Raw genomic sequence first — 12,002 nt, 5'->3', positions numbered from 1 at the left:
ATTCATTAGCACACACTCTTGAGAACTTTTTGTCGAAATGGTTAAAATTCTGTTGGGAGGGAATCATCATGACATTTTCTTGGCTTATACCTTACATAGCCGTGTCACTTATCATTGTCTTAATACCAGGACAAGACATGATTTTTGTAATGACACAAAGTATTGCTTCAGGCGTCAAAGCAGGCATCAAAACCGTATTGGGATCTATTACGGGAACATTTGTACATACTCTTTTAGCCGCAGTGGGGCTATCTATTATCTTTCAAAAATCAATTATAGCCTTTACGATTCTAAAGGTTGTAGGCGTTCTGTACCTGCTGTTTTTAGCATACCAATCGTTTCGCGAAAAAAGCGGTCCGTTGGAATTAACAGAAAACGTTCAGCAGCACCATCACTTTAGAAAAGGATTCGTTAGCAACTTAACCAATCCAAAAGTAGCTATTTTCTTCATCACGTTCTTACCGCAGTTTGTTAATTCGTCTCTTGGACATGTAAGCTTACAGATGATTTTGTTCGGTATCATCTTTATCGCCGAAACGCTCATCATCTTTTCACTTATTGCGCTATTTGCTTCTGGCCTTGGAAAAAAAGTCAAAAAAAGCCGCATCTTTCAGCACACATTAAAATATGTAAAAGGAACGGTTTTTGGCGTACTGGGCCTAAAACTTTTATTTTCTAGCAACAATTAAGTAAAACAAAATGAAATTTCTTTCATCCCTGCTGTTATTTCCTTTTCATACCCGCTTCATTTGTCATATCACCCTATTTTTCCATGTGAGGTTAGTTGACAAAAGACCAAAATTATTATTTTATATATATATAAGGTTCAGATTTAGCAACAAGATTCGACAAAGATAATGAAGAAAAACAGCGGGGAAATAGGGAGATCTATCTAAATAGAGGGAAAATTCTATAAATTCGTGTTTTTCATTATTATTCTACTATAATTCATGAAGAGGTGAAACTATGCAAGAAGTAGTTCAAGGTTTTGTTAGTTCAATCAACGAATTTCTTTGGTCCTACTTACTGATTGCGATGCTGATTGCATTTGGTTTGTTTTTTACATTTAGGTCAAAGTTTTTACAAATTCGGTTATTAAAAGAAATGATTCGTGTATTAAAAGAAGGTGCGGATAGCTCTTCTAAAGACGGAATTTCGCCATTCCAAGCGTTTTGTATCAGTATGGCAGCCCGCGTTGGTACGGGGAACATTACAGGTATTGCGATTGCGATCGCTTTAGGGGGACCTGGTGCTGTATTTTGGATGTGGGTGCTTGCCGTTATTGGCTCAGCTTCAGCATTTATCGAAAGTACATTAGCACAAATATACAAAGTAAAAGACAAAGACGGCGGCTTCCGAGGCGGACCGGCTTACTATATGGAAAAAGGGTTAAAGAAGCGCTGGATGGGCGGACTGTTTGCTGTCTTAATCACTTTATCGTTCGGCTTAATTTTTAATGCTGTACAATCGAACACGATTACTCTTGCGTTTGAAAATGCGTTCGGAACAAATCGTTTAGTGTTAGGAATTATTATGACAGTGGCTTTCGCTGCCATTATTTTTGGCGGAGTTAAGCGTATTGCAAAAATGTCAGAATACATTGTGGTAGTACTGGCTGTTGCCTACATTGGCGTAGCACTCTTTATTATTATTATGAACATTCAAGAGATGCCTTCTCTTATTGCATTAATCGTAAAAAATGCATTTGGTTTCGAGCAAATTGCCGGCGGTTCTCTTGGAGCAGCTCTTATGCAAGGAATTAAACGCGGATTATTCTCAAACGAAGCTGGTATGGGTAGTGCTCCAAATGCAGCCGCAGCTGCAACAACAAGCCACCCGGTAAAGCAAGGATTGATTCAAGCATTTGGTGTATTAACAGATACGCTTATTATTTGTAGCAGTACTGCCTTTATCATTTTGCTTTCAGGTACTTATACAAATAAAAATTTAAGCGGTATTGAGTTAACACAAGCTGCTTTAAGCACTCACATTGGTTCTTGGGCAGCAGGTGCTCTTGCAATTATGATTTTCCTATTTGCTTTTAGTACATTAATTGGTAACTACTACTACGGAGAAACAAATATTGAGTTCTTGAACACAAATAAAGCTTGGCTGATGACTTATCGTGTTGCTGTACTTGCAATGATTGTGTTCGGTTCTATTTCTCAAATTCAGCTTGTATGGGATTTAGCAGACCTGTTTATGGGCTTTATGGTAGTAGTCAATTTAATCGCCATTCTATTGCTCTCGAAAGTAGCCTTTGCGGCACTCAAAGATTATCTTGGTCAAAAGAAAGCTGGAAAAGACCCTGTCTTCTACCAAGACAGCATTTCTGGACTTGATAATATTGAAGCGTGGGATCATTCAAAAGATAAATCTAGCTCGAAAAAAGCGATCTAACAAAAAAGCCGTGAATATTCACGGCTTTTTTTATTGTACATATTTACTTCTTTTTCTTTCTTCTAGTGAAGCAGTCTAAGACTAACCAAATACCTATAGTATAAATAAATCACGCTGTACGGAATCCAGTAGGAAAAAAATGTCCAGACGAGATTCCATCCGTTTCCGTATATTACTCTTTCCATATGCACATACGTTCCTTCTAAAAATGTTGTAAACAGCGTAATAAGCAGAATAAAAAAATGAGGCTTTCCGATTCGCTGAATTAAAAAAATCATATAGCTGGCTAACACAGGATAGACACCTAAATTAAAAGGCAGCGCTTCTAATGCTTCATTTTCTAAAGAGGTGTCAATTTTCCAAAATCCATAGTAGCTGCCTAATTGATTGATAACCATTGCTAAAACACAAAAAGCAGTTCCTACTAAAGGCAATAAACGACGATTTCTAGGGTGTAAGTAGAGTGTGCCAAAAACCCAAGGTGAAATAAACGCCAGCGCTATATTAATAAGCAAAAGTATCCGACCTTTTTCTTTCTAGTATGCCACACCGTTCTTTTTTCTAATCATCTCATTCTCTTAAACGTAACAAGCGGAAAAGCACCTTATTTTTCACTCTTAAAACAAAGTGCTTAATTTGTTATTACAGAGATTCGTCTTCTGCCTCTTCTATTTATTTTAACGAAATAAACTCAGCGTCTTTTTTCTCGTAATAGTTTTGAACTAAACGCCCTGATAAAGCAGCTAATACCTGCTGAAATAACATCCCCAGCACAACCGGTACAGCAACGGGAGCCGGAAAATAAGATACGGCTAACACGGCTCCGGCGCTAATATTTCTCATGCCTCCGCAAAACGTAAGCGTCACAACTTTTGCTCGATCCCATCTTAGCCATTTGCCAATCATCCAGCTGAAGAAATAACCAGCTGAACTCATTAAAAAGACGATCACGATAATAAACAGCAGTTTTTTATCAATATGTTTTAAATAAGGTGCAATTACTCCCCCATTTATCATAACCATCACACTTAACCCTATTTTCGAAACAGGTGCCAGCTTTGGTCCTAATGTCTGCTTAATTGTTCCTTTTGTATATTGATTTAAGCACATCCCTAACAAAGAGGGAAGGACAATCATAAAACATAAATCTTTGACTAACTTTAGCGCTTCCAAATGCACGGTGTCTCCAACCACCCATAAAAGCGTATAAGGAACGATAAGCGGCGCCAAAAGAGTATCAATTAAAATGATGGATAGCGCAAGAGGAATGCTTCCTTTGTAAATCGAGACCCATATAAAACTAGTCACGCCTGTTGGAATAATCGCTGCTAGCAAAAGACCCGTGCTTGTAAATACATCATGTGGAAAAATCACTTGGCCAACGCTCCAAGCCCACGCTGGCATAAAAATATGTAAAACAAACAGGGCCATAATGATTGGAAATGGACGGTGTATCGTGGCATTTAACTGGTGAAAGTTTGAATTCAAACTTCCGGCAAACGTCATTAATGCAAAAAGCCAGGGAATTAAGAAGGCATACTGACTTAATGACGAACCGATAAGAACTCCTATGAGCAAGCTGACCGGCGTAATAAACGGCATCAATTTTTCTAGCATTTTATTTAATTGACTTAACAAAACTTCTCCCTCCAACGAACGTTTTCAATAAATAATAAGATACATTAACGTTTATAATATTATCTATTTATTATACAACTTATTTTCAGACTGTTGTCTGTCTCTTTTATTAAAAAGAGATATATTCATAATTATCACTTAAATAGATTTACGGGTATTTTTATGCTATTTTAATAGGGAAGAAGCTTTTAAAAAGCATGAATTTAGGGTACAGTACATTCTACATAGACATGCTTCAATTGACGGATATAAATGAACTGTAGCACAGTTTTGGTAATTAGGAGGATTGTATGGATTTTTTAAAGTCTCTGTCATCGTTGGATGATTGGAAAAAAATCGTGATTGCGATTGGGATCTTTTTGATCTTTTTGATTCTTCGCAAGCTGTTCACGACTTATTTGTTTAAGTTTATTATTGGTTTTGTCAAAAATAAAAAAATCAATTTAATTACGAGCGTTTTAGAAGCTTTTGAAAAGCCGCTGCGCTGGGTTTTTGTCATTATTGGTTTCAAGCTTGCTCTTCCCTATCTTCCCTTTGATGTTTTAACAGCCGATACGGAAAGACATTTAGTTCGTTCAGCTTCTGTTGGCCTTGCAGGATGGGGCTTGTATAATTTAGCTGCTTCTACCAATTTATTTTTTGCAACGTTTGCCAAAAATTTTGATATCCAAGTGGATCGAATCATCATTCCTTTTATTGAAAAGTTCATCCGCATCGTTGTTGTTATGCTTTCTATCTCCATCATCGCAGAAGAATGGGGTTTTAACGTAAACGGCTTTGTAGCAGGTCTTGGCTTAGGTGGTCTTGCTTTTGCCCTAGCCGCAAAAGACACCGTTAGTAATTTATTCGGCGGAATTGTGATTATTACCGAAAAGCCTTTTACCATTGGAGATTGGATTAAAACACCGAGTGTTGAAGGTGTTGTAGAAGATATTACGTTTCGAAGCACCAAAGTTCGAACGTTCGCTCAAGCAGTGGTAACGGTTCCAAATGCTACTCTTTCTAATGAGCCTATTATTAACTGGGCTAAGATGGGAAAACGTCAAATTGCCTTTCATTTAAACTTGAATTATAATACACCAAAAGAAAAGTTAGAAACCGTAGTGGCAAGAATTAAAAAGATGCTGACTGAGCACGAAGAAATTCACAATGAAACGATTCTGGTTAACTTTGACGGTTTTTATGAATCCAGTCTAAATATCTATCTGTATTTCTTTACAAATACAACCGTTTTCGCTGATTATTTAGATGTAAAAGAAAATATAAACTTCGAAATTATGGACATTCTCGAAGAAGAAGGCGTAGAATTTGCTTTCCCTACGCGCACACTCATCGTTGAACAGGACGGAAAGCTCTCTGGCAATCCAAAAGAATTTCTAGAAAGTGCTCGAAGCTAAAAAAAGCTGACTTAATAGTCAGCTTTTTTTCCTTTCTTTTTTAGTTTGAAATGAACATTTGAGTCCAGTAATGACCGTAGTTTCCGCCTTTAGCGTAACCTACTCCGATTTCGGTAAATTGACTTGATAGTATGTTTTTACGGTGACCTTCGCTATTCATCCATGCGTTAACCACTTCTTTTGGAGTTGCTTGTCCAGCAGCGATATTTTCACCTGCTGTACTGTATGTAATACCAAATTTTTTCATCATGTCGAACGGACTTCCATATGTAGGCGATGTATGACTGAAATAGTTTTTATCAATCATATCCTGCGATTTATAGCGAGCAACGCGAGCTACTTCCCAATTAGATTTTAAAGGTTTAAGCCCTACTTTAGCACGTTCTTGATTCACTAGCTGAACCACTTGCTCTTCGTATGAACTTCCCGCTTTATCTGTTGGTATGGTAATTTTTTGTCCCGGGTAGATCGAATTAGGATTTTTAATAGCAGAGTTCGCTTCAATCAGCTCGGAAACGCCAACCTGATATTTTACTGCTATTTTCCACATCGTCTCGCCCGATTGAACGGTATGTACGGTTGCTGCTTGCGCAGTGTTATTAAGACCAAAAGCTAGAGTGACAGACAACAATGTTACTAATAAAAGTTTTGATAGAGTTTTCATACTTTTATTAAAGCAAATTGATTTCAAGATTCATAGCGGTAATATTATCCCATAGTTCCATCATATGACTTTGTCATCTTCCCAGCACGCTTTTTCCATAAGAAAGGCGCATTGCTCTTTTGCAATGCGCCTTTTTGTTACGAAGATAAAGCCTGTGACTGATTCATGTCTGACACATTAACCGCTTCATCCGTGCTTTGATGCACCTGACGTTTTTTGATCACATCAATATATTGAATGTGATGGCCTTCCATTTTCGTAACGGTAAAGTCATACTGATCAAAGCTAAGGCTTTCTCCTTGCTTGACGTCATATTTTTCCGTCAAGACCCAGCCTCCAATTGTATCAACATCCGTATCATCAATTGTTGTGCCAAGCAGCTCGTTAAGCTCACTTACTAATAATTTTCCATCTACAATATAATGATCGGGTTTGACTTTCTGAATTAATGGAAGTTCATCCGCATCAAATTCATCACGAATTTCACCGACAATTTCCTCTAAAATATCCTCTACTGTTACAATCCCTGCTGTTCCTCCGTATTCATCAATTAAAATAGCCATATGGATGCGTTCACGCTGCATCTTAAGCAATAAATCATGAATAGGAATCGATTCAATTACTTCAATAACAGGACGGATATATTGTTTTAAATCTATTTTTTCCTTGCTGTTGTTCATGACAATCTCGGTTAAAATCTCTTTCATATTGACCATTCCAATAATATGGTCTTTATCTCCATCGATGACCGGATAGCGGGTAAACCGCTCTTCTTGGACCATCTCAAGGATGTATTCGACCGTATCTTCCTGGTCAATCGAAACGACTTCCGTACGCGGCACCATAATCTCCTTGGCAACGCGATCATCAAAGTCAAAAATTTTACTTACATATTTAAACTCCGATTGATTGATTTCACCGCTTTTATAGCTTTCTGATAACAAGATGCGAAGCTCTTCTTCACTGTGTGCAAGCTCATTTTCTGAAGCAGGCTTTAGACCAAATAACCCTGTTATTAAACGAGAAGAACTGTTTAATAGCCAAATGAAAGGATAGGTTACTTTATAAAAGAGTATAAGCGGACGAACAAATAATAAAGTGACTTTCTCTGCTTTTTGAATTGCAAATGTTTTCGGAGCAAGCTCTCCGACCACAACGTTTATAAATGTAACAACCGCAAAAGAAATCGCAACAGATAGTACTTTTGTTAAAGCTCCGCTTATCCCTAGTTGATCAAGTAATGGGGAGAGGAGATGCGAAAGTGTAGGCTCTCCTAACCAACCAATTCCCAGCGCAGTAATCGTAATACCAAGCTGACACGCAGATAAGTATTCATCTAAATTTGAAATAACTTGCTTCGCAGCTTTTGCATTGCTGCTCCCTTCTGCTATAAGCTGATCCACTTTGGAACTCCTCACGCGAATAATCGCAAACTCGGTAGCAACGAAAAAAGCAGTTAATGCAATCAGTACCGCTAGTAAAATCAAGTTAAATATGTCCAATCAAGTTCCTTAGCTCGTTTAAAAACGAGTAAGGACTCACCTCCTAAAAAATAAAAAATTTGGATAAAGAACTCTATCCCTGTACTGATCACTTGGAAAAGTGCATATAAGGAGGAATCACATGATAAATGTATAAACATTTTTATATGGAGCAAAACTGCCAGTCTTTCTTCCTTATCTCACGTTTCACTCGTTAATGTAGCAGGTCATTCTTTATTCAGCTGTTCTAGATGTGAAGCAATGGCTCACATCGCTTCATTTCATGATGTTGCTTCAGCGCTGATTCTCTCTTCCATTCATTTATAAAAAATTTAGTAGTTTACAATCTTTATAAAGTTAAAGTCTGTTAACGTCTTAAAAGAGCGATTATGTGATAAAGAGCGATATGCGTGAAGCAAATGTAGGTTTATATAATACTGTATTGTACGCTTTGACACTGGTGCATATAATGCTACTTCGCCAACGTGGTACACTGCCCCATCCAACCACCTCTATTTCCGTATATCTAAAAAGAATAAGGAATAATTATCCTATTTCTTTTTAAACTTATTGACTTTATTTTAAATGTTAAAAACTTTGCAGTCAAACGTTTTAGTTAGTCTCCTGCCCTTGCTATTTACTGGTGCGGCGATTTTTAGCAGGTAAATAAAAGCTTGCTGCTACACAAAAAAAACCAAGAACAAAACAGATAATGGGGAGTTTCATAACTATCGCTTCAGCATAATAAGTGAGACTCCTTCCGTGGATAGGGGCAAGATTCATTTCAAAAATCAAAGTCAAAACAGCTGTCACTTTGAGTGCAATACCAACAATGAATAGACAAACTCTCAAGCCTCCACTCATATGCGCAAACATCCCTTCTATCCATTAGCGAATGGATGATGTACTACACCATATGATACATCCCTACACTTTATCACTAAATGCTAAAAAAGCGCTATGTCCATGCATAGACGCTTATAAATTTGCGACCACTTGTCCAATGGAATCATAGATAACCAAATCAAACAAATAATCGTAATGGGTAGGTTCTTTATTAATCATCACCATATTTGGACGATTGTACCGGCTCACAAGCAGCGGAATTTGATTAATCGGTGCTACTTCAAGCGATGAACCAAGCACGATGAATAAATCAGATGACAGCGCTGCTGTAACTGCTTCATCGAACTGATGAATGGCATCTCCAAAGAGAACAACATTTGGCTTTAAAAGGCGCTCACACGCTGTACACTGTGGGAGAGCTGACTGATTTAAATACGCTAAGTCATACTCTTTTTTACAGCTCGGACAATGAGCTCTCTTAATGGACCCATGAATTTCAAAAACGTTCGTGCTTCCTGCATCTTGATGCAAGCCATCAATATTTTGCGTAATCACATGCACGGTTTTGGCTTCTTCTAGTTCAGCAATAAAGCGATGGCCCGTATTTGCTTTATACTGATGCAGCATTTTAATATGAAAAATTTCTTTAAACAGCGGCCAAAATTCATGAGGATATTGCTCATAGAAGTCAGCAGCTACTATGTCCACAAAGCTTTTATTTTGGCGATATAAGCCATTTTGAGAGCGAAAGTCCGGTATACCCGACTCTGTGCTCATTCCTGCTCCCGTAAAAAAACAAATGTGTTTAGCATCATCAATGAGCTGTTTTAATTCTTTGTACTGTTTTACCATTGCATTTCTCTCCTATTTAACAATTAGCACAGGAATCGTTACTTGCTGTGCAATCTTAGAACTCACGCTTCCAAGCAGCATGCCTTTTACAGGATTCAAACCTCTGCTTCCTATTACTACAAGGTCAAATGAATTTTGATTAGCAAATTGAATCACTGTTTTAGCCGCGTCTCCGTGCATAAACGTAATCTCATACTCCACGTTTCCTTGCTTTAAAATTTCATCTGTTGTATGTATCCGGCTTTCCCGTTCCTCATCGCGGCTAAGTGATTTTAATCTTGAATCACCCTCTACTGCATAAATGACCTGAATAAAACTGTTTTCCGTCAGCTGAGCCAGCTGAACGGCTTTTTCTGTTGCTTTAGCTGCATGCTCTGAGCCATCTGAGGCAAGTAAAATTCGTTTAAACATCACGCTTCCTCTCCTCTTTTGTAAAATGGTCTTCTCTCTTTACTATATCACTCGCTGTTCAAATGTAATCATTTTTTTGATTATTTCTATAATTTTTAAAATTATTTGTCTACTTTTATGATAAACTGAAAGAAAACTTGTACAGAGGGGATGGAACGATGTTTGGTTTTGAATTAATTTGCACTTTTTGCAAAGGACTCGGAAAGCTAGCCGTTATTCCTGGTATCGGTTACATGAAAACATGCAAACACTGCGAAGGGACAGGGGTGCAATCAAAAAAAGACGAAACTCCTTCCATATAAGAAGTTTCGCCTCAGCCATACTGTGATTAGATTGAAAGCTCTTTAGATAAACGGTACATATCAGCATTGATATGGTGAGGTTCACCTAAAATTTCCATAATATCATAATCTACAATTTCATTTTTACGGATACCGATTGCACGACCGCCTTTACCTTCTAGCAGAAGCTCGACTGCACGACCGCCGAAACGGCTTCCTAGCACACGATCTTGAGCAGTTGGGGAACCACCGCGCTGAATGTGTCCTAATACTGTTACACGCGTTTCAATACCTGCTGCTTCATGCAGCTGCTTCGCTACTTCATTACCATTGGCTACGCCTTCAGCTACTACGATAATGCTGTGCTTTTTACCGCGCTCTTGTCCTTTTCTCAAACGGTCAACCATTTCTTGGAACTCATCTTTTGCTTCTGGAATAAGGATTGTTTCCGCCCCGCCAGCAAGACCTGACCAAAGAGCAATGTCTCCTGCATTACGACCCATAACTTCAATAATAAACGTACGTTCATGAGAAGTTGCCGTATCACGGATTTTATCAATAGCATCGATAACCGTATGAAGAGCCGTATCAAATCCTAATGTAAAATCTGTTCCTGGAATGTCGTTATCAATTGTTCCTGGGATACCGATACAAGGGAAACCAAGCTCTGTTAGTTTTACAGCTCCCATATATGATCCGTCTCCACCAATAACTACTAAGCCTTCAATACCGTGCTTCTTAAGGTTTTCAATACCTTTTAAACGCCCTTCTTCTGTTTTGAATTCTGGACATCTTGCAGAATAAAGCATAGTTCCGCCGCGTTGAATGATGTCACCAACATCTCCAACTTCTAGCTTTTTAATATTTCCTTCTATTAACCCTTGATATCCTTGATAGATACCGTAAACTTCCATACCTTCATGAATTGCTTTACGCACAACAGCACGAACCGCAGGATTCATACCTGGAGAATCTCCGCCGCTTGTTAATACACCTATTCTTTTCATTACTTTCACCTCATCAAAGTCACATACATGACTACTATATTATAGTTCTACATTTTACCCGAGTTCGAACTTTTTGTGTAGTAATTCACAACATATTTCTTTGTTAAATTTTAAATGTACATACTTTTTCATATCTTTTAGTTATTTACCGTCAAATATTCAAAGTTTTTCTAGCAATATTGCACATCTAAAGAACCCTTTTAGTTACAGCTTTTATAAGACTATATTCACCTTTATATTTCATTTTTTTCATATATGTAATGAAATTGTAACGTAGAACACTGTCGAAAGATGATATGATGAATTTACTCAAATCAGGAAAAATTTTCAGGGGGTACTAGTTTTATGAAAAAAGTAATAGCAGCTCTTACGCTTGCTGGCGTTATTGTTTCTACTAGCCCGATTGTCAGCCAAGCGGCTCTAGGCGACCAAACGCTTCGCCAAGGCATGAATCACCAAGATGTTAAACAACTACAACAAACGTTGAAAAATAAAGGTTATTTTAAAGGGAATACGACTACATACTTTGGGACTGTTACAACTTCTGCTGTAAAATCATTTCAGCGCAAAAATGGACTAGCAGCAGATGGTATTGTCGGAAAGGGAACGTATGCTAAACTAGGCGTTTCAGCAAAGGGTAAATCGCCTTCTAGCTCAGCGCGCTATAACCCTAACGCAGTGATTAACAAAGGAAAACAATATATGGGCGTTCGATATCGCTGGGGCGGAACAACGCCAAGCGGCTTTGACTGCAGCGGTTTTATTGGCTATGCGTTCAAACATGGAGGCGGGGTTCAACTTCCTCGAACAGTAGCTCAAATTTATCAAAAAGGAACGCGCGTCTCAAGTCCAAAAGCCGGAGATATTGTGTTCTTCCAAACCTATACAAAAGGGCCTTCTCATGCAGGAATTTATTTAGGAAATAACCAGTTTCTTCACTGCTCTTCATCTAAAGGTGTGAGCATCTCTTCTCTAAAAGAGAGCTATTGGAGCAAACGCTATTTAGGTGCTAAAAGAATGTAGTT

At 38.0% G+C, this 12,002-nt stretch carries 13 protein-coding genes; 5 read left to right on the top strand and 8 right to left on the bottom strand.

All coding sequences use genetic code 11. The annotated features are described in order from the left end of the window. Nucleotides 1-68 precede the first annotated feature (68 nt). Nucleotides 69-689: a LysE family translocator gene (locus tag AC0C45_RS04735; RefSeq protein WP_013058667.1), complete on the top strand. Its 621-nt coding sequence runs from the start codon at nt 69-71 to the stop codon at nt 687-689. Nucleotides 690-966: 277 nt separating this feature from the next. Further along, a complete protein-coding gene (locus AC0C45_RS04730; protein WP_047930710.1) occupies nt 967-2,400 on the top strand; it encodes an alanine/glycine:cation symporter family protein in 1,434 nt (477 codons plus the stop codon). A 62-nt stretch (nt 2,401-2,462) separates the two neighbouring features. Here AC0C45_RS04730 and AC0C45_RS04725 read toward each other — a convergent pair whose 3' ends face one another. Next, entirely contained in the window at nt 2,463-2,915 is a 453-nt protein-coding gene (locus tag AC0C45_RS04725) for a CBO0543 family protein (protein ID WP_047930711.1), read from the bottom strand. A 157-nt stretch (nt 2,916-3,072) separates the two neighbouring features. After that, a complete protein-coding gene (locus AC0C45_RS04720; protein WP_047930712.1) occupies nt 3,073-4,038 on the bottom strand; it encodes a bile acid:sodium symporter family protein in 966 nt (321 codons plus the stop codon). Nucleotides 4,039-4,328: 290 nt separating this feature from the next. On the opposite strand from AC0C45_RS04720, the gene AC0C45_RS04715 reads away from it, so the two are divergent. Next, nucleotides 4,329-5,435 carry a mechanosensitive ion channel family protein gene (locus AC0C45_RS04715; RefSeq protein ID WP_034649436.1) on the top strand — a complete coding sequence of 369 codons (1,107 nt, stop codon included), beginning with the start codon at nt 4,329-4,331 and terminating at the stop codon, nt 5,433-5,435. A gap of 40 nt (nt 5,436-5,475) precedes the next feature. Here AC0C45_RS04715 and safA read toward each other — a convergent pair whose 3' ends face one another. The 5 genes from safA to AC0C45_RS04690 form a co-directional block, all read right to left on the bottom strand. Further along, nucleotides 5,476-6,099, bottom strand: coding sequence for a SafA/ExsA family spore coat assembly protein (gene safA, locus AC0C45_RS04710; RefSeq protein WP_257061360.1), 624 nt, complete (start codon nt 6,097-6,099; stop codon nt 5,476-5,478). A gap of 137 nt (nt 6,100-6,236) precedes the next feature. Beyond that, entirely contained in the window at nt 6,237-7,601 is a 1,365-nt protein-coding gene (locus AC0C45_RS04705; RefSeq protein WP_028415084.1) for a hemolysin family protein, read from the bottom strand. 612 nt (nt 7,602-8,213) lie between these two features. After that, on the bottom strand, nt 8,214-8,444 hold the full coding sequence (locus AC0C45_RS04700) for a YuzI family membrane protein (RefSeq protein ID WP_257061358.1): 231 nt from the start codon (nt 8,442-8,444) through the stop codon (nt 8,214-8,216). Between the two features lie 114 nt (nt 8,445-8,558). Next, the gene (locus AC0C45_RS04695; RefSeq protein WP_034649430.1) at nt 8,559-9,278 is read right to left on the bottom strand and encodes an NAD-dependent protein deacylase; all 720 of its coding nucleotides are present in this window, start codon (nt 9,276-9,278) and stop codon (nt 8,559-8,561) included. 12 nt (nt 9,279-9,290) lie between these two features. Further along, a complete protein-coding gene (locus AC0C45_RS04690) occupies nt 9,291-9,689 on the bottom strand; it encodes a universal stress protein (RefSeq protein ID WP_013058676.1) in 399 nt (132 codons plus the stop codon). A 158-nt stretch (nt 9,690-9,847) separates the two neighbouring features. Between AC0C45_RS04690 and AC0C45_RS04685 the strand changes: the two genes are divergently transcribed. After that, a complete protein-coding gene (locus AC0C45_RS04685; protein WP_280168678.1) occupies nt 9,848-9,991 on the top strand; it encodes a hypothetical protein in 144 nt (47 codons plus the stop codon). Between the two features lie 26 nt (nt 9,992-10,017). Here AC0C45_RS04685 and pfkA read toward each other — a convergent pair whose 3' ends face one another. Continuing rightward, complete coding sequence (gene pfkA / locus AC0C45_RS04680; protein ID WP_013058678.1) at nt 10,018-10,977, bottom strand: 6-phosphofructokinase; 960 nt, start codon at nt 10,975-10,977, stop codon at nt 10,018-10,020. A 345-nt stretch (nt 10,978-11,322) separates the two neighbouring features. On the opposite strand from pfkA, the gene AC0C45_RS04675 reads away from it, so the two are divergent. Beyond that, the gene (locus AC0C45_RS04675) at nt 11,323-12,000 is read left to right on the top strand and encodes a C40 family peptidase (protein WP_016765281.1); all 678 of its coding nucleotides are present in this window, start codon (nt 11,323-11,325) and stop codon (nt 11,998-12,000) included. Nucleotides 12,001-12,002 lie beyond the last annotated feature (2 nt).

Source organism: Priestia sp. VA7, from assembly GCF_055710015.1.
This window is presented reverse-complemented; position numbering and strand designations above follow the sequence as displayed.

Bases quoted from the DNA above. Each gene is read 5' to 3' on its own strand.
- AC0C45_RS04735 (WP_013058667.1), top strand. From the start codon at position 69: ATGACATTTTCTTGGCTTATACCTTACATAGCCGTGTCACTTATCATT.
- AC0C45_RS04730 (WP_047930710.1), top strand. From the start codon at position 967: ATGCAAGAAGTAGTTCAAGGTTTTGTTAGTTCAATCAACGAATTTCTT.
- AC0C45_RS04715 (WP_034649436.1), top strand. From the start codon at position 4,329: ATGGATTTTTTAAAGTCTCTGTCATCGTTGGATGATTGGAAAAAAATC.
- safA (WP_257061360.1), bottom strand. From the start codon at position 6,099: ATGAAAACTCTATCAAAACTTTTATTAGTAACATTGTTGTCTGTCACT.
- AC0C45_RS04700 (WP_257061358.1), bottom strand. From the start codon at position 8,444: ATGAGTGGAGGCTTGAGAGTTTGTCTATTCATTGTTGGTATTGCACTC.
- AC0C45_RS04695 (WP_034649430.1), bottom strand. From the start codon at position 9,278: ATGGTAAAACAGTACAAAGAATTAAAACAGCTCATTGATGATGCTAAA.
- AC0C45_RS04690 (WP_013058676.1), bottom strand. From the start codon at position 9,689: ATGTTTAAACGAATTTTACTTGCCTCAGATGGCTCAGAGCATGCAGCT.
- AC0C45_RS04685 (WP_280168678.1), top strand. From the start codon at position 9,848: ATGTTTGGTTTTGAATTAATTTGCACTTTTTGCAAAGGACTCGGAAAG.
- pfkA (WP_013058678.1), bottom strand. From the start codon at position 10,977: ATGAAAAGAATAGGTGTATTAACAAGCGGCGGAGATTCTCCAGGTATG.
- AC0C45_RS04675 (WP_016765281.1), top strand. From the start codon at position 11,323: ATGAAAAAAGTAATAGCAGCTCTTACGCTTGCTGGCGTTATTGTTTCT.